The sequence below is a fragment of the Alteromonas sp. DYW1 genome, from assembly GCF_059752595.1.
Window position 1 is genome coordinate 2,316,911 of the sequence record NZ_CM186038.1, and the last position, 23,640, is coordinate 2,340,550.

Here is a 23,640-nt window from a genome sequence, read left to right on the forward strand (position 1 = left end):
GGTTATCCCTTCACTTTTTAAGGATTATTTTTAATTTGCCATGAAAATAGCTGATGAAATTAATTCTTACCGCTGCGAGTGGCGCTTGGCAGCAATAGCGATTGAATGCAGTATAAAGGACGCGTAAAGTGAACATATTCACTCATAAAAGTCATATCTATGCGTCTGTTGGCGCCATGACAGGCTGTTTTTTATAAGTCAATGTGTAGCTAACTATGTTTAACTTCTGGACGGTAACTGCGGTTATTATTGCGTATCTTATCGCCCTATTTGCCGTTGCATTCTGGTCTGACCGCCGCCAGCGGGAACATCAACAACATCCTTATGTATACAGTCTTGCCCTGGGCGTACATTGCACCTCATGGGCTTTCTTTGGGACCACAACCCAAGCCAGTAATTATGGTTGGGCTTTTATTCCAACCTACTTAGGGATGATCATCGTTTTTGTGTTGGGCTTTGCGCTGGTTAAAAAACTCGCAAACTATTGCCAAAGTCAGCAAATCAGTTCACTCGCAGACTTTATTGGCGCTCGCTACAACAGTCGCTTTAGTCTGGCTGCGCTCGTCACTGTCATCAGTTTTATTGGCGTTATCCCTTATATTGCGTTGCAGTTAGATGCTATCACTCTCGCATTGGCGCTGATTTCCAATGAATCTCCAGCAACGACTGCCGGCATCGGTTTGTACGTAGCCGCATTAATGGCCTTGTTCGCGATATTATTTGGCACCCGCACCCTTAGCCTGACTGAAAAACATCCCGGCCTAATGACGACGATTGCGTTTGAATCTCTCCTCAAACTTGCCGGCATCACCGCAGTAGGCATATACGTTTGCTTTTTCTTGTTTGATGGCCCTCTTGATTTGATTGGTCAGGCGGCGAGTCATCCCCAAGCGCGGGAAGTCATCTATGCCGATAGTGCAATAGGCGTATTCTTGTGCCACGTTTTGCTCGGTATTTGTGCCGCATTTTGTTTACCTCGCCAGTTTCATATCACATTTGTGGAAAACAATGGCGATGATGAATTGCGCACCGCGCGTTGGATGTTTCCGCTTTACCTCAGTTTGATGACACTGTTTATCCTACCCATCGCCTTGGCTGGGCATATTCTGCTTGACGGCAGCGGTTACAGCACTGACAGTTTTGCCCTCGCAATCCCGATTGCGCAAAACCAAGCGTCGGTGGCATTGATTGCTTTTATTGGTGGGATTAGTGCCGCCACAAGTATGGTTATTGTAGCGACACTGGCTTTGGGCATTATGATTTCGAACAGCCTGGTTACTCCTCTATGGCTGCGCTTCACGCTGTCGAGTCGCTCCAAGCAGTCGCTGGCTCCCAAACGCATATTAGCTATCCGTCGGATCACAGTATTGGTGGTGCTATCGGTTGCCTATGCGTATCACCTTTACATCAGTCAAAGTGCACCACTGGTGCAAAGCGGTACTATCGCGATGGCGTTATTAGCCCAACTCGTACCCGCATTATTGCTACCGTTTTTTTGGCACAGAAGTAACGCTCTATCCGCTTGGATGGGAATCATCGTGGGCAGTGGGTGTTGGTTTATCACCATGTTATGGCCAGCGATTACCTCCACGTACTATTTTGCCCCTGCCCCCACGGATGCCGAACTGGGTAATAGCGTGGTGCTGAGTTTATCGCTCAATTTACTCACCTATTGGCTATTTGCCTTGCGTCCATCTGCGGGAATTAAAAGTCTCCCCACCAATCAGCAAATGTCACCATCGTTAGTGATCCCAATCGCCGATCTATCACGCTTATTACAGCGCATACTACCGAGCGCAGAATTCTCTCAGTTTGGGCAACAAGTCGAGGGCCATGGCGCGCAGGCTATTGCCAGTGCGCCATTAGTTATGCATTGCGAGCGTTTACTGGCGAGTCAGGTCGGGTTAGCCGGCGCACGTATCTTGCTCTCGACAGTTGCAAGTAAACAAAACAGTAGTATCACCGAGCGCGTTGAACTGGCCGAGCAAGCATCGCAAACATTGCAGTTTAACCATGAAGTTTTGCAGTCGTCTGTGCAGCACATTCAACAAGGGATCAGCGTATTGGATCGCGACCTAAATATGTTGGCGTGGAACCAACGCTATTTGGAACTGTTTGCCTATCCTAAAGATTTCATCACAGTTGGCAAACCGATTGAGAGCGTGCTGCGCACCAACGCTGAACGCGGCATGTTTGGTGAGGTAAGTGATATTGACGCGGAAATCAGTAAACGTATCAGTTATATGCGCTCTGGTAGTCGCTATAAGTACATTCGCAAGCAGCCGGATAATCGCACTATTGAAATTAATGGCAGTCCATTGCCTGGTGGCGGTTATGTGACGACTTATTCGGATATTAGTGAATACATTCGCATTCAAGACGAGTTAACGGACGCGAAAAAAGGTCTTGAACAGCGGGTGCTTGAGCGCACCGCACAATTAGAAAAAGCGAAGCAAGCGGCCGATCAAGCCAACCGCAGCAAAACCAAGTTCCTCGCTGCCGCGGGTCATGATTTGATGCAACCATTCAATGCCGCAGTGTTGTATGCGTCAATGCTTACTCAACGCGTGAATACCCCAGCATCAAAACAACAGCTACGTGAAATCAGTGATGGGATTGTGCAGTCTCTAACCAGTGCAGAATCGTTGTTGCATACACTTTTAGATATGACCAAGCTAGAGTCTGGCGTACTACAACCGAATGTTTCGGAATTTCCACTCGACGACCTGTTTGCGTCGTTATGCCAAGAATTTTCAGTGATCGCTGCACAAAAAGGCGTCTCTTTGCACTATGTAAAAACGCAGCACTCAGTGGTTTCCGATAAGAAACTATTACGCCGTATTTTACAAAACCTGCTATCTAATGCTATTCGATACGCCCGCCCCAGTCAGCGTCCTAGAGTCGTATTAGGGGTTCGCAAGCACGGTCCTGAGCAACTAAAATTAATTGTTGCCGACAATGGTTTGGGTATTGATAAGCAACACCAGCAGATCATATTTGCTGAGTTTCACCAACTCACTCAAACAGAAAATCATCAAGGTCTAGGGCTGGGACTCACTATTGTCGAGCGCATGGCCTCACTGCTTGACCACGAAATTAAGCTGACCTCACAACTCAATGTTGGCAGTACGTTTAGTTTAATAGTTAAGCGCGGCCATGCAGCAAAATCAGCCCCACTACGACCATCAGTCGCAGGTACCACCGAACTCCAAAACGAACAATTCCTCAGTGGTAAACATGTCCTGTTGGTGGAAAACGACGAGCAAATTCAAAAAGCCATTGCGCATTTATTAGCTGACTGGGGTGCGAGAGTGAGCGTCGCTGAATCTGGTTTACAAGTTAGTCAGGTGGCTTTTGAAGCGCCAGATTTACTCATTGTTGATTATCATTTAAACGCGGGTGAAACCGGCATCGACGTCATTAAACAAGCCTCTAATCGCTGGCAACGACAGGTGCCAGGTGTGCTAACCACCGCTAATCGCGATGATAATGTCAAAGATCAAGCCTTAGCCGTTGGCTTGACGTTCTTACCAAAACCGGTCAAACCGGTAGCACTCAAGCGCCTGCTAAAACGCCTCTTAAACTGATTTACCGGATCCAATCCGTGCAGCTACATAATCTGTGCACAGGCACGCCAGTAGTGCCAAACCCACTCACTTGCTGACATAGATCAATAAAGCGCCGCTCAGATTGCCACATACTGGATCCATAAGCTCAACACAGGAAGCAAAAAATGTCGTTAGAAAAACACAGTCTGTTAAAAGAATTCCCCGACCATCATCACACCATTCGACACCTTAAAATGCATGACATGCATTTTGCCAAGCAGTTCGAAGAATATCACGAACTCGATCATGAAGTGTATGCGATTGAGTCGGGTGAAAAGAACACAACTGACGAGTACCTTGAGGAACAAAAGCGGCGCAGGGTCTTTTTGAAAGACGCATTGTTTCAGCGCGTGCAACAAGAAGAGTCAGCGCAATAGTTAAGCATTCTCCCGTTCCAACCCTGAAGAAGCACCTTGCTTCTTATTCATCCAAGCGGATAGCCGGTAACCCAGTTACCGGTTTTTTTTATTCTTCTGACTGTAAGGCTTGTTTAAACAAAACCCCGGCTTGAGTACGATTGATCACGCCCAATTTTTTCAATACTGCAGAGGCATGCTGTTTGACTGTCGATTCAGAAATGTCCAGCTCATAGGCGATTTGTTTGTTGAGTAAACCATTGGCCATCAAATTAAGCACCTTAAATTGATGTGGCGTAAGTTGATTAAGCCGGGTAATGAATTGTTCAGTCTGCTGATCGCGCGGCACCTCAGCATTGACATCGATATCCGCCGGTAGCCACGTGTCGCCATTCAGGATAGCTTGTACCGCAGTGGAAATGATCGGTAGTGGTGTCGATTTTGGAATGTATCCGCTGCTACCCAGCGCAATTGCACGACGAATGAGATGGATATCTTCTTGCGCGGAAACCACCACAACCAAAGTATTCGGGTAATCCAAACGCAGTTGACTTAATCCCGTCAATCCCTGATTACCGGGCATTGCAAGATCAAGAAAAACCAGCTCAATTTCTGGGTGTTCAGCCAATTGTTCCTTGGCCTGAAAAAAATCCTCCGCCTCATACAATGTGCCGACAATAATGTCACCGAGCGCGTGCTTCATAGCAGCGCGAAACAGGGGATGATCATCGGCAATTAAGACGTGGCAAGCGGGAGATGTTTGCATGGGTTCCCTCTAAACAAAAAAGGCGGCCGAAGCCGCCACAACACACACGAACAAACTTAATAGAAGCGATACCCAACGGTCAAGTGAATTGTGCGCGGATCGCCATAGTAACCAATGAGGGTTGTATCACCGCCCAAACCCGGCCCCAACGTACCATCATCATTACGGGTAACAAAGTCATAGCCGCCAATCACGTACTCTTCATCGGTTAGGTTTTTGCCGTGTAAACTAGCAAACCAATTCCCTTCCTGACTCTCCCAACTGACGCTCATATTCAGCATGCCGTAGGCATCTTGTTGGATAAGATCACTGGTTTCAAAGATTAAGTAATCATCACGATGATAGTAGTTGGCACTGAAAACGAAATCACCCACCCCACTTTCGAGTACATAACCTGCAGACAAATTGTAGGTTAGCTCAGGCGTATTAGACAGGCCGATTAACGGTGGAATTGCGTCATTGCGTTTAATCTCAAAATCGATGTAACCAATATTCAAGCCAAACTGCAGATTGTCAGTAGCTACATAGGTAAAGTCAGCTTCTATGCCTTTTGCAGATGTTTCCGCAGCATTGCGCAAGCGTTGTAATAGCGCTGTGGGGTCATCACTGTTTCCTTCAATACCAATGTATTGGCGATCACTATGGTCATAGGTGAACAACGCGATATTGGCACGTAAATTATCGCTCCAATCACTCTTCATACCCACTTCATAGGAATCAACAATTTCAGGTTTAACCCCTGGTTCATTAATCGTTGCGCGCGGATTAAATGTGCCAGACTTAAAGCCCTGTGAATAACTGGCATAAAACATCAGATCTCTATCAACTTGATATTCGAGACCTACGCGGGGAGTAAAGCGTGACCAACTTTCCACCGCTGGAGCATCCAGCACACCATCTCCGTCAGTATCACTGCCCAGTACTTGCGGCACCAGGTCGCCAGCCGGACGCTGATAACCTGGGATCCAGTCGCTGTAAGGATAAACGTTAGCAAAGACTAAACCGTTATTAACTGTGGCAGACTTTTCCTCATCGGTATAGCGAGCACCTACAGACATAGAAAGTTGTTCGGTTAAGTCAAAATTAGCCTGCGTATACACCGCCCAGCTCTCACTGTTGTTACAACCAGTGACCTCACGCGTCAAACCCGGTACACCAAAGGCAGCTCGACCTAAGAAGCCCAGCACAGCATCGAAGTTACCGCAGGATTCACCATCGTACAGGTAAACACCGCCGACAATTGAATAGGCATCACCACTGTAGTTGGCTTGTAATTCATGGGTGGTGTTTTCATCATCATATTCAGCCGGTACGTCAAAGATATCCAGCGCGGTGTTATCAAAATCAATATTGGTTGGAGAGTAACTCTCACGCGATGAGCCAATGTATTTTAATTCGAGGTTTTCAGAGAAATCATGTCTGACTAACCAACTGATCCCCTCAAGCGTTACCTCATTGAACGTGGGTAAACTGGTGTAGGAATCAAATACACTGTCTGGTACTGGGGCGTCAGTCAGCAGGCTGGGCATCAGACGATAGCCGCCTTTGGCATTTGAAGTATCTTTAGTTTTATCCCAACCAATACGGATAAACCAGTCATCCGCTGGACGCAATTCAACAGACAACCGCGCAGCCCAAAGATCTTTGTTGTAGTTCTCAAGATCTTGATTAGGAATAGCTGATTGTAAATACGTACCAAAGCCATCGCGACTAAGGTCAGCATAACCAAAACCGATATAAAAGGTGTCATCAACCACAGGGATCTGACCGGTGACTTTAAGATCGCGTTGAGAATAACTACCAACCGTGCCCTGCACATTAAAGTTCATGTCACCGGTCATTTCTTTGGTCACATATTTAACTGCGCCACCAATGGTATTTTTACCGTACAGCGTGCCTTGAGGGCCACGTAAAATTTCAATTCGCTGCACATCCATCAGATCGAGCACTGCTCCCTGCGGACGGGCCAAATAAACATCATCAATGTAAATACCTACTCCCGGCTCGTATCCCCACAAAGGATCTTGCTGACCCAGACCGCGAATAAATGCAGTAAGGGTGGAGTTGGTACCACGGCTGGTTTGGAGTGTGGTATTCGGTGAAAACTGCTGCAGTTCAGTCAGTACAGCAATCCCTTTTTGTTCAAGTTCCATAGCGCCAATCGACGTAATAGCGACGGGAACCTCCTGCAAGGATTCGACGGTTTTACGCGCTGTCACCTCAATACGTTCAAGCTTTTGCTTGTCCTGTGCGGCGTCGGTTGGATTGTTTTCTTGCGCCAAAGAATGACTACTGAAGCCCAACAAGGCTGCGCTGATAGCCATTGCGCAGGCATGCTTGGCAAACGGTTGAGTATTATTTTGCTGGTACATAGGGTTGTCCCTTTTTTAATATCGTTAGTGGTTTTAAACACAATTGCAGGGCTACGGTCTGGTGTTAAATCTATGTGAAAATCTCGTTAAGGTATGTAGTACGATGGTACTATGGCATAAATCTTCGATCCCGCCACAATGAACTTCGTTTTCAGGAGTCTGCGGTCACAGTACTCAATTAGGAAACTATATTATGCTCAGTTTAATTGGATTAATTGGCGGCTTAGCGCTGCTTATTTTTCTAACCATACGCGGTATGAACCTGTTTATTGCTGCGCCGCTTTGTGCACTCATTGTTGCATTAACCAGTGGCTTACCCGTGTTTATTGGCGATGGCAATTTTGTTACTACCTACATGCAAGGGTTTACCGGATTTATCGCTTCTTGGTTCTTTATGTTTTTGCTCGGTGCGCTGTTTGGCAAGTTTATGGAGGACACCGGTGCCGCTGACGCAGTGGCAAAATGGATAGTCGATAAACTTGGCTTTCATCGTGCTGTTTTAGCGGTAGTGTTGGCCTGTGCCATATTGACCTACGGTGGTGTGAGCGTGTTTATTGTGGCCTTCTCTGTCTACCCAATGGCGCTAAGTTTATTTAAAGATGCCAATCTGCCACGGCGCTTTATTCCGGCAACCATGGCGTTTGGTTCAGTCACCTTTACGATGACCTCCGCCGGCTCCCCGGAAATTCAAAACTGGATCCCGATTAAATACCTAGGCACCTCCCCATTTGCTGCTTGGGAAGTCAGCTTTGTAGTGGCCGTATTTATGGCCTTGTTTGGCTATTGGTGGCTCAAACGCATGATTGGTAAAGCAGTGGCCAATGGTGAGAAGTTTGAGGCACGTAAAACCGATCCGGAAATTCCAGTGCGCGATTATCCGCACCCTATGACCGGTATTGTGCCGTTAATTGTTGTGTTAGTGCTGTCCTTTACACTACACGAAAGTCTGGCTCAGTTAGCACTCATCGTTGCGCTAGGTGGCGGCGTATTAACCTTGATGGCCATTAACTTTCAGCACTTTCACAATCTTTCTGAGGCGGTCCATCTTGGTACCACGGGCGCGCTGTTAGCGATTGGAAATACCGCCGCTGTGGTGGGGTTTGGTTCAATTGCAAAAGCAACAGCAGCGTTCCAAACTACCGTGGAAGTGATGACGCAAATTCCCGGTAATGAATTAATTGGCGCAGCGATTGCGGTGAGCGTTATTGCAGGGTTAACCGGCTCTGCATCGGGCGGACAGGCCATTGCTTTACCGCTGGTCGGTCCGCATTATATGGACCAAGGGGTTGACCCAGAAGAATTGCACCGCATTGTTTCTATTTCTTCAGGGGCATTAGACTCGCTGCCGCATAATGGCTATGTCGTTACTACGATTCGCGCGATCTGTGGAGAAACGCATCAAGCGGCCTATTGGCCACTGGCGGCTCTAACCGTGGTGGTACCTACCGTAGGTTTGGCCATGGCCATCACTCTATTTACCCTATTCTAGAGTTCATCATGCAAATGGTTAAACGCTACATTTCATACATCCAACTTGGCGTATTAGCTTTGCTGTTATTCAACGGCCAAGGTACTGCACAAACGTTGCTGACCAGCAAACAAACATTTACCACTACCGACTTCACTTTTTTTAATGGTCGCATCTTGCCTGAGGTGAAAGTTGGTTGGGAAAGCTACGGTACGCTCAATGCGCAAAAAGACAATGTGATCCTGATCACCCATTATTTCACGGGGAACTCCCATGCGGCTGGAAAATATCACCCCGATGACCCGGTTACAGGTTATTGGGATGCCATCATTGGACCTGGTAAAGCCATCGACACTGACCGCTTTTTTGTCATCAGCGTGGATAGTTTAGCCAACCTCTCAGTGCATGACCCGAATGTGATAACCACTGGCCCAGCATCGATTGACCCCACAACAGGTAAACCCTACGGCTTAACCTTTCCGGTTATCACCATGCGTGATTTGGTCAATATTCAAAAGCGCGTACTCGAGAGCTTAGGCATTAAGAAGCTCTACGCGGTTGCGGGGCCCTCAATGGGTTCAATGCAAGCCATTGAATGGGCCAGTGCTTATCCGACATGGGTGCCACGCCTAATTTCAGTGATTGGCGCCGCGCAAGCCGACCCATGGACTACAACGTTGCTGGAGCAATGGGCGATCCCAATAAAACTCGATCCGGCGTGGCAACAAGGTGACTATTATGGCAAACATCAGCCCCTGCAGGGATTAACTGCAGCACTTATGTTCATTACCCAAGACGCCCTCACCCCTGCGTTTTTTCAGCAGCAAGGTGAGCAACTTGGTCATTATGCTTTACAGTCCGAGCCACTCATGGATATCCAAGCTGAACATGCGATTACCGCTTGGTTACGACAACGCGCTGCTCAGCGCGCTAAACTTATGGATGCCAATCATCTCCTGTATCTGGTAAGGGCCTGCCAGTTATTTCTTGCCGGTCAACAACAAGATTTGAGTCAAGGGTTAGCGCACATTCAAGCCAAAACGTTACTTCTACCGGCCAGTCAAGACTTGCTCCTTATGCCCTATCTGGCCAAGCAAGCCCATGAGCAGCTGCAAGCGTTAAATAAATCTTCAACTTACCAAGAACTTGCGGGTGATTTAGGTCATCTTGAAGGTGTCTTGGGTATCGCCCAACACGCGACGACCATTCGTGACTTTTTGGCGTTAGAGGCACAAGCAAATGCTGTTGAACACAAGTGAGAATTCAGTATGAAAAATTCAGTACCCTATATCGTTGCGGGCTTAGCAGCCCTTGCTAACCCTGCTGGTGCAAATGATACCCCCCCACCTTTAGCCTTAGATCTGAGCCAAACCACCGTGAGTGGGTTATCTTCGGGGGGATATATGGCAACCCAGTTTCATCTCGCCAATAGCGACTGGATCAGCGGTGCAGCACTGATTGGCACCGGCCCCTATTATTGTGCCCGCGGTGATATTGGTATCGCTTTGGGGCAGTGTGTCTCGAAATTGAATAGTCCGATTGATATTCCGGCTTTGTTAGCGAAAGCTAAAGAATATGCCAAAGCGAACCAATTACCGGCGCTGGATAACCTCGCCGATGACCGGGTGTGGATCCTGCACGGCACGCAAGACACCACCGTCAACCGTGGCGCAGCCGATGCACTAGTCGCGCAGTACCAACATTGGGTTACTAGCGGCACAGTGACTTATATCAACGACCAGCCGTTTGCTCATCATTTTCCTACGCTAGAACAAGGGACCAGCTGTGCACAGTCAGAATCTCCCTATATTGGCGCCTGTGGCTATGATGCTGCCGGTGAACTACTGCAAGCACTGGTGGGTGAACTGGATGCGAAAACCACCGCACAGCCGGAAAATTTGCAGCGTTTTAATCAGCATGCTTTGGGCGGTGAGCAGGCACAAGGATTAGCTGAATTCGGCTATGTATATATTCCTGCCGCCTGCACCACTGAGGAATGTCGTTTACATATTAGTTTCCATGGCTGCAATCAAAACGCGCAAGCCGTCGGTGACCTATATGCGAGCTCAACAGGGTTGAATGAGTGGGCTGAAAGTAACCGCATGGTTGTGCTTTATCCGCAAACCCAAACCTCAATGATTATGCCGCTTAATCCACAAGGCTGTTGGGACTGGTGGGGTTACAGCGGTGCCAACTATGCCACCGCCAGCGGCACCCAGATTGTCGCCATCAAAAATATGATTGAACAGTTAAATAGTCGGTCACAATAGATAAGGAAAACACCATGACTAGACGCAACATTTTGATCACTGGCGGTGCCAGTGGGATTGGTTTTGGCATTGCTGAAGGTTTGGTCGCCGCTGGGCACCATTGTATTATCGCTGACTTATCCCTAGCGGCCGCGCAAAGCGCCGCTGGAAAGCTAGCTGCGGGCGAAGGAAGCGCCACGGCACTAGAACTGAATGTCTGTGATCCCGCTCAGGTGGCGCAATTACCGCAACAATTACAAGCCACCCCGATCGATATCTTAATCAATAATGCCGGTATTCAGCACGTGGCAAAGTTAGAAGACTTCCCTGCCCACAAATGGCAACAACTGATCCAAGTGATGTTGGTTGGGCCAGCACTACTAACCCAAGCTTTACTGCCGCATATGCGCCAACAAAATTTTGGCCGGATCATCAATGTGGGCTCGATCCACTCTGTAATCGCCTCGCCGTATAAATCGGCCTATGTCGCGGCCAAGCATGGGCTGTTAGGTTTTGCCAAAACTGTTGCATTGGAAACCGGTGATTGTGATGTCACGATCAATACCCTATGTCCTGCCTATGTAAAAACCCCACTCGTGGAACAACAGATCGCGGCGCAAGCTGCGGAGCATAACCTTTCGGAAGAGGATGTAGTCAACAAGATCATGTTGGAGCCTATGCCGAAAAAGGCCTTTATCAATGTTCAGGAACTCGCAGATAGCGCCAAGTTTTTAATCTCAGACAGTGCCCGCAATATTACTGGGCAAACTCTCATTTTGGATGGTGGTTGGACCTGTCGATAATCTGCAATCGAGTCGCCTAATTTGGCGCTGACGTGGAGTTAGCTGCCCCCTCAACCGAGCCGGCGGTAGCACTGCATTTAGGATGAAAAAATGAGGATTTGTGTTCCCAATGAAGTATGCTAGTGTTTTGGCACTAGCAATCTGCACAATAACGCATGACCTACAAAACCATTGGACTGATTGGCAAACCCGCACACCAAGGCGCGCAGCAGAGTCTATCTGCAGTGATCGATTTTTTGCGCGAACAGCAATGTGACATATTGCTCGAGGAGCACATTGCCAAAGACTTCCAAGAGCAAGGCTTAACCAGTTGCAGCTTGGTTGATATTGGTAAGCAGGCCGATTTAGCCATTGTCGTAGGCGGTGATGGCAACATGATCGGCGCGGCACGCGTATTGGCGCGCTTTAATGTGGCAGTGGTCGGCGTTAATCGTGGGAATCTCGGCTTTTTAACCGATATCCACCCAGATGAAATCCAACAACAGCTGGCCCTGCTATTCGCTGGTGAATCAGTCACCGAGCAGCGCTTCTTATTGGAAGTTGAAGTGTATCGCCATGAGCAATTGAAAAGCGCCAGTTCAGCGGTGAATGAGGTTGTGTTGCACCACGGTAAAGTGGCGCACATGATGGAGTTTGAGGTCTACATTGATGACCACTTCGTCTTTTCGCAACGCTCCGATGGCTTGATTATTGCGACACCCACTGGATCCACGGCTTACTCCCTTTCTGGCGGTGGTCCTATTTTGATGCCCAAGCTTGATGCACTCACTTTAGTCCCAATGTTCCCACACACCTTAAGCAGTCGCCCCATTGTGGTCGATGCAAACTCAACGGTGTCTATGCGGGTATCAAAGGTCAATAGCTCCAACCTACAAGTGAGCTGTGACAGCCACATCGTACTACCGGTATTGCCCGGGGATGAAATCCGTATCCGCAAAAATCCCGACCAACTTTCGTTAGTGCACCCCAAAGGCTATAGTTACTTTACCGTACTGCGTAATAAATTGGGCTGGGGTAGCAAACTATACTGAGTAAAATTAGTGCGGAGCGAGTTTTTCGACGCTTTGCAGAGTATTACCATTCACTTCCTTGCATCTGCAAAAGTTTTTAAAACCTGCTTCAGATAAACCGTGCTTGCCGGCGCAAAATCAAAACCGTCTCCACTTTTTGACCGCAACACATTAGACACAATGCCCACGACTTGGCCATTACTATCCAGCACAGGACTACCGCTTAAGCCTCGCAAAGCTGCTGGATCTAAGTTGTCCATTTGCACGCGAAGATTATTCCCCTCAGTATCAATATAGTGACCAGCGTAGGTGTCTTGTTCACATGTGTTTTGGGTGGCGTATGTACAGCCAATCGCGATCAAACGTTCGTTGTTGATCAGGGCAGAACTGCGAAGTTTAAGCGGTTTTAAGAACATATTCGCCAGCGTCTGGTCTAGCTCAAAGACTAACCAATCACGTTGTAGAACGGACATATCAATTGGCTCATTGGGGTCTGTATTGAGCAGTTTGCCCAATACAATGGGGTCAGAATTTCCTTGATGTTGTGCCAGTGACCATTGCTGTACGGCTTGTTCAATACTTACATGTTCCATTTGTGGCGTTTTCGCTTCTAGTAGCGCATGTTTTACCGTGACGGCGTACAAGGTGTCGTTGTGTGAAATAACAAACCCATTGCCGACAAATGCTTTGTCGTGAGTCTTGTCATAGAAGCTCAATTGGTTCTTACCTGAGTGCTTTGGTAAGGCAGCAATCCACTCCAAAGACTTCTCTCCGACACGCGCATCATAGCGGTCTCCGGCATTACCAGGGTTAAAACTGCCTGAACTTCTGGCACTGGCGTATTGTTCTGCATCGCCGTAACGCATAAATGCATGCTCAGCACCTTTTATGATGTGTGACGCGCTATGGGGATCCCCGCTTGCGTCGGCAATTGCACTGGCCCAATCGGCAGTAATGGCTTGAATATCAAGTGAGCCATGCAACATCAGAACAGGTGCATCAATTCGTTTCCACATGGATTGAAAGTCATAGCCATTCATATCGCGAAAAAAACTGTAATGACGGTCGAAAATTTGCTCGCCATTGATAGGCAATAAGTCACTATTTAGCGCGGATTGATTTGCAGGATCGGCGAGAACATCTTGCCAAGGTGCTGAGGTATTTAACCACGCATTTAGCAAGGGCTTAACAATGCTTGTGTTGCGCTTTGCTTGTGCAGTCGCTACGTTAAAATGCTTAACCGATTGTTGTGAGTATATGTCTAGCAAATAGTCATACCATGGCTTGTACACGCCGCCGTAACCAATAACCCCGGCAACGCTTTCTTGGTCGGCCATTACCGCACTGTGCAATACACCCAAAGAATGGCCCCATAAATAGATACGATTAGGATCTACTTGCTCACGTTGTTTCAGCGCGCGCAGCGCGTGTACAAAGGCTTGAGATTCCTCGGTAAAATCAATCGCAGTGCAAGGACGAGGTGAAACGCTGTCACCAACCCCCGGTTTTTCTACACGAAATACAATATAACCCGCAGCTACAAATTGATTGACCAACTGAGACAATGAGCTGTGTGGCATCATGCCTAAATCAATCGAACCACACGTATACCCTTGTATATAAAACACGGTAGGGAGCACTTCGTTGGCTCGACGTGCTTTAGGCGTATGGACGATTGCGCGAAGGCGATTACCTGTAAACTCGACTGTTTCATAACTCACATCGGCAATATCGCTCACTTCGTAGGGGCGAGGTTGCATCAACCCTTCGAGTTGCAGTGTCTGTTCTTCACGCATAATGCTCACGCTAATGGGATTGTCAGCATGCATGTTTTGAATAAGGCTGACTAAATCAGCGAACTGCGCCACTGACTGACCGTTAACATGAGTAAGTCTATCGCCGACCTGTAACCCCAGCGATTGTGCAGTACTGTTTGGTGCAATATGGCCAACGACAATTCCGTCTCGATTGTCAGATTGAGCAGGACCAACGCCTAACAACACTGCACGAGGTAAATCTTCAGCATGGATGGGAAATGCACATAAAATAAGGGCGAATATAAGTGATAGGCGCTGAAACACAGGAATCATAAAGAGGTCTCCGGATTATCTGAAGTGGGCGTTATAAACCGCGGTACAAAGTCCAATGCCAGTGGGTTGTGATTAGTCAATTGAAAAATAATACTTCGCACCGTTTTTTCATTTTGCGGCGTGGCGTATTTAAGTAGTGCCTGTTCGATCAAGTATTTTCCATATACATAAGTGATAGCCTGCACAGGCCAGCGTTTTACGCGAGCGATTTCTCGCCGCATTATTTTAGGGGTATCTGGCAAATATCGTTGCCACAACGTTTCTGCTCGTTCATCGGGCCAATCGTGTGCGTGAATACCGATATCTATCAATACACGCAATGCACGTAGCGTTCGCCACTCGAGCGCGTAAGCATAACTTGCATGATCATTGAATAGGCCTATTTTTGTCCCTAAGGTTTCAACATATGCGGCCCAGCCTTCTCGCATTACCATTGGCATAGGGACGCCGTTAAGGGATGGGCATAATGCATACTTATTGGTCAGAATATGCTGAAAGTGATGCCCGGGAACGCCCTCGTGAACGAACAGCCAATCCATATGTGCTTCCGGTAATTCGTCAGTTTGTAAGTGATAAATAAAGGTGCCACTGGCAGGGTCATAAATACCGGGCGCTGGAAACGCTTTGGGTAAAGTAGAAGATGCAATATTAACTGGCGTAACACGTGAATCGAAGCTAAATAGCTGCGTTAAGTGAGTATTGACGGTTCGTTCTCGACGCTGAAAAGCTTTAACTATTGTGTTGTGCTGGTTTCTTGTATAAGCGTATTCATGTCCCTTAGGGAGCGCTTTATGTTCAAGCTGCTGACGCAGCGTTTTAACGTTTTGAAGTTCATCATGAGCCATGGCTTGCAGCTCTGTTAATGATACTTCTTCTAGAAGCCATGATGCTAACCAGTGCTTATACCATTGATATCCATTAGGCATTTGGCTAAACACGCCGGGATACTCAGTTTTCTTAGACTGGGTTAAGCGACGGCGCTCGGTCATCAAATTTAGCTGAAAAGTTAAACTCTGCTTTGTAATTGATTGGCAGGCATCTGTTGGCGCAAGCGCATTTGTTTGTATTGTCAGTTTAGCAAGCGTTTGCATGCTATGTTGAGCTTCCGACTCAAGTGATTGCAGAAACGCTACAAAGTCTAACTGAACCGGCTGCAGTGGCTGTTGATTAAGCTGTTGCGTGATAGCCAGAACAGCATTGTTAAAGTCACTGGCTGCTGTCGCGGGTAAGTTCGCCCAAGCGGTGCCAGCAATAACAAGCTGACATGCGGCAAGGGTACGTAATGTAAAGTGAGCTGGCATGACTTACTCTGATGTATCTTGCTGAGGTGGATTGAACACACTCATATCTGCGTTGAAGGGATGCCTAACAACGCTGCCATCAGTCTGATATTCATACTGTAGTGCGGCTGCACCACCTAACAGGGGGCTATTCACTAACTGACGCGTTTCATCTAATGACTTAAGCCACGTAATATCTGTTTGTGATTGATTATATTCAATGAGCAGATGTCGATTCAAAGAGCCGTCGACGTTGTACATGGCCTCCTCCACCATATTGCCATATTGATTGAACGCGCGTACGTGCTCATAGATACCCCAGCTAAAGGTGATTTGTTTTCCATAACGATCAAAGCCTCGCATGCCGACTTTGTTTCCTTCGGCGTCATACAGGTGTTCGCCAAGGTGCACCATTGGGCGGTTGCCCTCAACAGGTTTGCCATTTTTGTCGTAAACCTGCCAACGGGTAAAGTTACCGTTGTGGTCATAGGTGATCCGATCGATACCTGCGCCGCTTTCATTGTTGGTAGGTTCGCCGGTTAGGCCTAGATTACGTAGAAAAACCAATTTACCATCACGATCATATTCGAGCTCCACTTCATAGAATGTAAATACGGGACGCAATGGTTGCTGCTCGTCGTTCAAATTGAGACGCTTTTCATACACTTTGCCATTTTCATGACGCCATTCATAGCGATGAACATTCCACTCGCTTTCAGAGGAATTTCCTTGCTGATCATAGAAACGCAGCGCAACGCGTTGATTGTTATTATTCAACTCATATATCGCTGTATACACATTTCCATGCGCCGCTATTCGATTACCTTTACTGTCATAATAGGTATGTATCTCTGTATTGCCTTCATAAGCAATATCGACCCTTGGAGCAAACCAGATAAACGAATCCCACACTTCATTGCCGCGGATCAGTGCGTCTTTTTGTTGATAAGTAATTTGCGTGATCCGCCCTTGTCTATCTTGCCTAAATTGATAATGAGCCACATTAGGTGGTGTGCTTTCATCTAGCGGGTAAATACCTCGGTATGGCGCATAAGGACTTTCCCGAAACATAATGTGGCGAAAGTATGAAGTCTGATTGTAATCGGGTTTTATACTGGAGATGCTTGTTTGTTCGATAGCGACGCTTTTTAATGGCAACAGGAGGGCTAAACAGAGTATTGCAATGGCTCGCCTGTGCTGGCTAAATGGAAACATAAAATCTTCTCTCTAATTCATGTAGTCCAGAGTAAATTACGTAAAATGCCAAAAACACTTGTTAATCTCGCTTGAGATTTACACCCTTAACGTTACGATCACCTATGCTTGGAACCATCGTTAACCATTGGATGCAGCCATGTATCAAACCCTATTAGGAGTGGTGTATTTTATTGCCTGTAGTCATGCCTTGATGCTATGCGCGTCATTGTGGCAGCGTGCTGCTGCAACTTCACCGGGTCGAATACTGGCGCTTATAGCGGCAGTGATTGGTTATAAATTGTATGAAGGCGGCGCCTTATACTCGGGTCTATATATTTACCTGTCGCATAGTATGGGTTTGATACCAGGAATGGTGCTGTGGATAGGTCCGATGCTGTGGTTATACGTTAATGCATTAATGGGTAACCCTGTGCGTAAACCCTACGTGTTGGTCTTGCACTTTGTTCCAGCGATCGCGTTATGGTTATACAACTTTCCATCAGTAGTAGTCGGATCTGAAGCCAAAATCGCAATGTGGAAAATAGAAGCTGAGCATGACGGCCCTAGCAGTTTGCCACTCGTTTTCGTGGTTTTATTTTTAAGCATTAAAGTACACCTTTCGACATACCTGTTTCTTTCTTGGCGTAAAATCAATTTATTCGTGTCAGCAGCATCAAACCTGCGCTCTGATAATAGTCAATATGTGGTGCAGAGCTTTAAGTGGCTTGTTGTGGCCTTTTTTGGGCTAGAACTTGTTTGGGTCAGCTTATTTGTAGCCCAACAGTTTTGGGGTATTGGTACATTGTCGATGGTAAGCGATGTTTGGCTATTATTTGTTGCAACCATGGTAATTAGCATCGCTTACATCGGCTTACAACGCCCTGATCTGGTGTTTAGCCAAGAAGAACAAAAGATTGCTCAACAGTATCAAGTAAATGCACCCAACACACCAGTTGCAACGGATAACGTGAAATATTTTCACTCAGCCTTGCCAGAAACCGCAGCTGAGATGATGGCAAAAGAAGTTGAACAGTTAATCAATCAGCAGCAGCTATATTTAAATGACAGCCTCAGCTTAACCGACTTAGCCAAAGCGTCAGGGATCAAAGCCCACACTTTGTCGCAAGTCATCAATCAAACCATGAAAACTAACTTCTATAAGTTAATTAATACCTTCAGAGTGCAACATGCCATCGAATTAATTGACGATGACAAGCTGAACTGGACCTTAGAGCGCATCGCATTTGAGTCAGGTTTCAATAACCGCGTAACCTTTAGCAAAGCGTTTAAGGAGATCATGGGTTCCACCCCATCTGCCTACAAGAAACAGCAAGCGGCAGTGGGGTAACCATTTCCATCGGATCAGTTTAGTGGTTAAGCGTGTTATGTGCGCACGCGACACTTTATCGATAAGAAAAAACCAAGACCATTCACCGTTTAGATAAAGCCAGGGTATAAATTACAACAATCCTGATAAAATTACTTTACCAACACCCCTACACTGTATATATTTACACATACTGTATGGATATATAGGTGTCTGTATGCTTTCACATTTATCAATTAAGAACTTTGCTGTCGTTAAACACATCGAAATCAAGTTAAAGCAAGGCTTGAGTGCCATTACCGGTGAAACAGGTGCGGGGAAATCCATTGGCATCGATGCGCTGTCATTATGTATTGGTGAACGTGCCGACGCAGGCATGGTCCGAAGTGGCGCTGATAAGGCCGAGATCCTAGCCCATTTCGATATTGCTAAAAACGTCAAAGCTCAAGCCTGGCTCAACGAGCACGAATTGTTTGAAGAAGACACCTGTTTTATTCGCCGTGTCATTTCAGCAGAAGGACGCTCAAAGGCGTTTATTAACGGTACCCCGGTATCACTGCAACAACTAAAACAGCTTGGCCCCTTATTATTGACTATCCATGGCCAAAACAGTCATCAACAATTGTTAAAACCTGCGGTTCAGCGACAGCTCCTTGATGCATTTGCAGACAATCATGAACTGTTAGCAAAGACGCATAATGCCTACAAACAATATCTGCAGACCCTACAGCGCCTTGAGATGTTGCAGACGCAAGCCCAAACACGTAATGACCGTAAGCACTTATTGAGCTATCAAGTCTCTGAATTAGATGAATTTTCTCTCGGAGAACACGAATTTAGCGAGCTTGAAATTGAATACAAACGCTTATCAAATAGTCAAAGTCTGCTCGAACAAAGTCAGTTGAGTTTTCATCGCCTGTACGATGATGAACGCTTTTCTGCCTGCGCTGCAATCCAGCAGAGTATCGATAGCCTTAGCGATTTATGTGAGAGTGATGCCCAGTTAACGCCGATTGTGAACTTATTGACTGAAGCCAATATTCAAGTTGAAGAAGCCGCGCGAGAATTACGCCAGTATTGTGATGATTTAGATATTGATCCGATGCGCATGCAGCAGGTTGAGCAGCGCTACGATAAAGCCAATGAACTGGCACGCAAGCATGGTGTCATGCCGGAGATGCTGTATTGTCACTATCAAAATTTACTCCAAGAACTGAATTCGATTAATCAAGCAGACGATGAACTAGACGGTATACAAAGTGAACTTGCTAATTTACAGCAAGCCGCGATTGAGCATTGCCAGCAGTTATCAGAACAGCGGCAGTTGGCAGCTCCCATGCTGGCTAAGCAATTAGAACAATCCATCCAACGGATGAATATGCCGCACGCCAAAATCACAATTGCAATAACTAACAACCCTGAAAAATTATCGGCTACGGGTTTTGACGATATCCAATTACTGATCGCAACCAACCCTGGTCAAGCTGCTGATAGCTTGGAGAAAGTCGTTTCTGGTGGCGAATTAGCGCGTATTGCTCTTGCCATGCATGCTATAGCAGCAGATAAGGAGCAATCACCCACCTTATTATTTGATGAAATTGATACCGGGATCAGCGGGCCTACCGCTAGTATTGTTGGGCAACTCTTACGGCGTATGGGCAAGCAGGCCCAAGTGATGTGTGTTACCCACTTACCTCAGGTAGCTGCCCAAGCACACCAACAATTATATGTAAGCAAAAACGCCGACGTCGCAGCGAACTCAACAGAAACCGCGATTACTGAACTAGAAAATGAGCAACGCGTTGCCGAGTTAGCTCGCTTGCTGGCCGGGGACACGGTTACTGAAAGTGCTATTTCCAATGCCCGTTCATTGCTAGCGGCGGTAGCATAAGAGTTAGTGCAACCACATCACTTAGGCCAATATTCAAATTGGCCATATTTTTTTAACAGGCCATGATACAACGTCTCGCGGGCATCCGTAGAGTGTGACCAGATTTGCTCTGCATAATCTGGATAGTCTTGATAGAACTGCTCTGAAATCATTATGTAATAGGGTTTTGTGGTCAATGGGAGTGGTAGCTCGCGAATATCATCCGAAATAAATGACAGCCCATTGAATTTGTTAGTAACGACTGCAGCAACTCGCCCCAGCTCCAACATTCCGAACGCTTGATCAACACGGCTGACTTCATACACAGGGATAGATTTTTCGTTTAGAAACTTGCGAATAGATGCGCCAATTTCAATCGCAATCGGCTTGTCTTGTAGATGGTAGAAAGACTCTCCGTCCCACTGTACATCGCTGTGCTGTAATGTGTAGGCGTTATATACATCGCTCTTTAAGCGCTTCTCGATATCAATAGCACCATTGTTTTTGGGGTAATACCCGTATTGTTCACGTTCTGGGCTGTAACTAGCCAGATTTAGCAAGTCAACTTCGTTCTGTTTAAGCAATACCAGACAACGTGGAAATGGCGCCCTGATCCACACAATTGAATGCCCTAATTGATAACTAATATATTGTTGCAGTTCTATGTTGATACCGGGATGAGCTAGGTTTTCATCTCTAGGCTTACGCCACAAGGGGAAAAGGTCGGTATCCATCATGCAAACTTTGACGGACTCTGGTACTGCATGTGCTGCCATTTGCAACTGCGCAATAATAATTAGGAGCAGGAATAATCGCTGAAGCACGGTCTGACATTTTCACATAAAAGTTAGTTGATGAAATTATAGTCTAATTTACTCGGGGTGCGTAATCGATAAGGTTTCTTCATTTTATCCAAACTTACCCTAAGGTCGTGGGATATCAAAAGATGACAAACCGATTCCACTTGTTTATGCATATCCCGCTATACTAAACAGGAAAGCGTAGATACTTAACAGGAGAATAGTCCCCTAAGGATTAAATTATGATGACATTTAGTCAGCTAACTGACATCCCCTTCCTTGCCGTCGGCCGCAATGTAGGTGCATGTGAAGATATACTGTTATATCAATTCAAGCCAATCTCTCGCGATTATTCAGCACTCTTGCACAAGGCCTTACAATGAAGATTGAAAACCTCTATCAAACTCAAACTCAATTAGCTATCGAGAATTTTGCTTTTGATTATGCGCTAATGCCAAACCGATTCATTCGCGCAATTGCCATAATCAAAGCCGCTAGTGCACGTGCAAACCTCGCGTTGGACCAGTTAGAAAAGGCAAAAGCAGAAGCTATCTGGCAAACCGCCATGCAAGTCGCTGATGGCGAACATGCGGACGCATTTCCAATCGATGTTTTACAAACGGGCTCTGGGACGAGCACGAATATGAACGTGAATGAGGTCATCGCTACCTTGGCAAGTCACTCAACTGGTTTAACTATCCATCCGAATGATGATGTAAACTGCGGCCAGAGCTCAAATGATGTTATTCCCTCGGCAATTCACGTGAGCAGCGTGATCGCGTGCCAGCAGCAGCTGTTTCCCGCATTACGGCATTTAGAAACAACTATCGAGAAGAAAATCGACGCATTAGGCCCCCTAGTAAAAACAGGCAGAACACACTTGATGGATGCAATGCCGATTGAGTGTCGACAAGAACTATCCGGATGGAATGCACAACTTACTCATGTACGAGAGAGACTTACGGATACGACGGTACGTTTATGTCAGCTGGCCATTGGTGGAACAGCAGTGGGTACCGGGATCAATACCCATAAAGCCTTTGGCGCCAAAGTCACACAAATATTAACCGAACAGTTAGACATATCCTTCAGTGTGACTAATAACCATTTTGCAGCCTTATCTTCACAGGATAATGCCCTAGAACTGTCTGGCCAATTGAATACCCTTACAGCCGCTTTAATGAAAATCAGTAATGATATACGGTGGATGAATAGTGGCCCAAATAGTGGACTAGGTGAAATTCATCTGGCCAAATTACAGGCGGGTAGCAGCATTATGCCGGGTAAAGTCAACCCGGTTATCGCAGAAGCTGTCGCCATGGCTTGTGCACAGGTAACAGGCATGCATACGGCAACGACAATTGCTGCTCAATCAGGAAATTTTCAATTAAACGTAATGCTTCCACTCATCGCGTACAATCTGCTTATGTCTATCCAATTACTGGCAAAATCATGCGTTCACTTGGCTGATAAAGTGATTGCAAACATGACCTATAACACTCAGCAAATAGAAGAAAAACTGAGTCAAAATCCGATCTTAGTCACGGCTCTCAATCATCGCATTGGCTATGAAAAAGGCGCTGAGATTGCACAAAAAGCAATTCGTGAGGCACGCTCAATTATTGATGTGGCAGCAGAAATGACGGATCTTTCCAAGCAGGAATTGGTAGCATTGCTCGATCCCGCCCAAATGGTTTAACCGCAATTCTTTTAAGCGATAAATAAATCAGCACGGTTAAGCGTAGATTGAATATATTTGGGTTACCGTTAGCGCGGTAACCTGATTTTTACCCTTGCCAGAACTATTTAGCAGTTGATTGGTCATATGCTGCTGAGGTAGCATGCGTACCCGCTTATGCATGTGATTATATTTGTTTTCTGCTTTTTATTAAGGTGCTCATGAAGTTTCTTGCTGTTATCGCTATTTTCTCTGTTCTCTTGTCCGGTTGCTCAAATTGGATTTACCGTATTGATGTACCCCAAGGTAACTTTTTAGATGATCGCGATGTCAAGCAATTGCGCATTGGCATGACCAAAGAACAAGTGATTTACGTCCTCGGCAACCCTGTCGTTCAGGATTCTTTCGACCACGACACCTGGTACTACGTCTATGAAATGAAACGCGGCATGAAAAAGCGCGGTGATGACTTTAAAAAATCACTGATCGTGCGTTTCGAAAACGACAAAATATCTGCTGTCGACGGTGATTTTGAGTTATCTGAAGACTTTATGACGCCGCTGGATCAGTAAGCTGTAAATCTGACTCAGCGATAACCGCCTTTATTCCACTGTCAATCCGTTGCTTATTTTAAGCATGGGTCCTCTTGCTTAGCAGAAAATATTTTTCCTATTTAAACCTTTGTTACGTTTTTTACGACTCAACCATTAAGTTGTGAAATTCACCAATAATTACGCTTATCTGCATCAAGCGTGTGAATTTTCTC

At 46.4% G+C, this 23,640-nt stretch carries 18 protein-coding genes; 12 read left to right on the forward strand and 6 right to left on the reverse strand.

Features of this window, described 5'->3' with window-relative positions:
• Positions 1-215 precede the first annotated feature (215 nt).
• A complete protein-coding gene (locus AC121Z_RS10295; protein ID WP_498123945.1) occupies positions 216-3,587 on the forward strand; it encodes a PAS domain-containing hybrid sensor histidine kinase/response regulator in 3,372 nt (1,123 codons plus the stop codon).
• Between the two features lie 146 nt (positions 3,588-3,733).
• Positions 3,734-3,985 carry an HP1242/YdcH family protein gene (locus tag AC121Z_RS10300; RefSeq protein WP_498123946.1) on the forward strand — a complete coding sequence of 84 codons (252 nt, stop codon included), beginning with the start codon at positions 3,734-3,736 and terminating at the stop codon, positions 3,983-3,985.
• Positions 3,986-4,073: 88 nt separating this feature from the next.
• Here the strand turns inward: AC121Z_RS10300 and AC121Z_RS10305 are convergent, their stop codons facing one another.
• Together AC121Z_RS10305 and AC121Z_RS10310 are read right to left on the reverse strand one after the other, a co-directional pair.
• On the reverse strand, positions 4,074-4,730 hold the full coding sequence (locus AC121Z_RS10305; protein WP_498123947.1) for a response regulator transcription factor: 657 nt from the start codon (positions 4,728-4,730) through the stop codon (positions 4,074-4,076).
• Between the two features lie 56 nt (positions 4,731-4,786).
• Complete coding sequence (locus AC121Z_RS10310; protein ID WP_498123948.1) at positions 4,787-7,102, reverse strand: TonB-dependent receptor; 2,316 nt, start codon at positions 7,100-7,102, stop codon at positions 4,787-4,789.
• 193 nt (positions 7,103-7,295) lie between these two features.
• Between AC121Z_RS10310 and AC121Z_RS10315 the strand changes: the two genes are divergently transcribed.
• The 5 genes from AC121Z_RS10315 to nadK all read left to right on the forward strand — a co-directional run bounded on the left by AC121Z_RS10315 (position 7,296) and on the right by nadK (position 12,653).
• A complete protein-coding gene (locus AC121Z_RS10315; RefSeq protein ID WP_498123949.1) occupies positions 7,296-8,591 on the forward strand; it encodes a GntP family permease in 1,296 nt (431 codons plus the stop codon).
• A gap of 14 nt (positions 8,592-8,605) precedes the next feature.
• A complete protein-coding gene (locus tag AC121Z_RS10320; RefSeq protein WP_498128211.1) occupies positions 8,606-9,829 on the forward strand; it encodes an E22 family MetX-like putative esterase in 1,224 nt (407 codons plus the stop codon).
• A 9-nt stretch (positions 9,830-9,838) separates the two neighbouring features.
• Entirely contained in the window at positions 9,839-10,840 is a 1,002-nt protein-coding gene (locus AC121Z_RS10325) for an extracellular catalytic domain type 2 short-chain-length polyhydroxyalkanoate depolymerase (RefSeq protein ID WP_498123950.1), read from the forward strand.
• A 14-nt stretch (positions 10,841-10,854) separates the two neighbouring features.
• Positions 10,855-11,622 carry a 3-hydroxybutyrate dehydrogenase gene (locus AC121Z_RS10330; protein ID WP_498123951.1) on the forward strand — a complete coding sequence of 256 codons (768 nt, stop codon included), beginning with the start codon at positions 10,855-10,857 and terminating at the stop codon, positions 11,620-11,622.
• A gap of 155 nt (positions 11,623-11,777) precedes the next feature.
• Complete coding sequence (nadK, locus tag AC121Z_RS10335; RefSeq protein ID WP_498123952.1) at positions 11,778-12,653, forward strand: NAD(+) kinase; 876 nt, start codon at positions 11,778-11,780, stop codon at positions 12,651-12,653.
• Between the two features lie 50 nt (positions 12,654-12,703).
• On the opposite strand, the gene AC121Z_RS10340 is transcribed toward nadK, so the two are convergent.
• From AC121Z_RS10340 to AC121Z_RS10350, 3 genes are read right to left on the reverse strand one after another with little or no spacing between them, the layout of a single operon-like run.
• The gene (locus AC121Z_RS10340) at positions 12,704-14,722 is read right to left on the reverse strand and encodes an alpha/beta fold hydrolase (RefSeq protein WP_498123953.1); all 2,019 of its coding nucleotides are present in this window, start codon (positions 14,720-14,722) and stop codon (positions 12,704-12,706) included.
• Positions 14,719-16,023: a DUF885 family protein gene (locus AC121Z_RS10345; RefSeq protein ID WP_498123954.1), complete on the reverse strand. Its 1,305-nt coding sequence runs from the start codon at positions 16,021-16,023 to the stop codon at positions 14,719-14,721. The genes AC121Z_RS10340 and AC121Z_RS10345 overlap by 4 nt, the downstream gene beginning before the upstream one ends.
• Positions 16,024-16,026: 3 nt before the next feature.
• Complete coding sequence (locus tag AC121Z_RS10350) at positions 16,027-17,217, reverse strand: hypothetical protein (protein WP_498123955.1); 1,191 nt, start codon at positions 17,215-17,217, stop codon at positions 16,027-16,029.
• Positions 17,218-17,356: 139 nt separating this feature from the next.
• Between AC121Z_RS10350 and AC121Z_RS10355 the strand changes: the two genes are divergently transcribed.
• Together AC121Z_RS10355 and recN are read left to right on the forward strand one after the other, a co-directional pair.
• Entirely contained in the window at positions 17,357-18,547 is a 1,191-nt protein-coding gene (locus AC121Z_RS10355) for a helix-turn-helix domain-containing protein (protein WP_498123956.1), read from the forward strand.
• Positions 18,548-18,743: 196 nt separating this feature from the next.
• Entirely contained in the window at positions 18,744-20,417 is a 1,674-nt protein-coding gene (recN, locus tag AC121Z_RS10360) for a DNA repair protein RecN (RefSeq protein ID WP_498123957.1), read from the forward strand.
• Positions 20,418-20,434: 17 nt separating this feature from the next.
• Here the strand turns inward: recN and AC121Z_RS10365 are convergent, their stop codons facing one another.
• Positions 20,435-21,172: a substrate-binding periplasmic protein gene (locus AC121Z_RS10365; RefSeq protein ID WP_498123958.1), complete on the reverse strand. Its 738-nt coding sequence runs from the start codon at positions 21,170-21,172 to the stop codon at positions 20,435-20,437.
• A 266-nt stretch (positions 21,173-21,438) separates the two neighbouring features.
• On the opposite strand from AC121Z_RS10365, the gene AC121Z_RS10370 reads away from it, so the two are divergent.
• From AC121Z_RS10370 to AC121Z_RS10380, 3 genes are all read left to right on the forward strand, one after another.
• Complete coding sequence (locus AC121Z_RS10370; RefSeq protein WP_498123959.1) at positions 21,439-21,579, forward strand: hypothetical protein; 141 nt, start codon at positions 21,439-21,441, stop codon at positions 21,577-21,579.
• Positions 21,576-22,895, forward strand: coding sequence for a class II fumarate hydratase (locus AC121Z_RS10375; RefSeq protein ID WP_498123960.1), 1,320 nt, complete (start codon positions 21,576-21,578; stop codon positions 22,893-22,895). Before AC121Z_RS10370 ends, AC121Z_RS10375 begins: the two co-directional genes overlap by 4 nt.
• Positions 22,896-23,095: 200 nt before the next feature.
• Positions 23,096-23,446, forward strand: coding sequence for an outer membrane protein assembly factor BamE (locus AC121Z_RS10380; RefSeq protein WP_498123961.1), 351 nt, complete (start codon positions 23,096-23,098; stop codon positions 23,444-23,446).
• Positions 23,447-23,640: the final 194 nt, after the last annotated feature.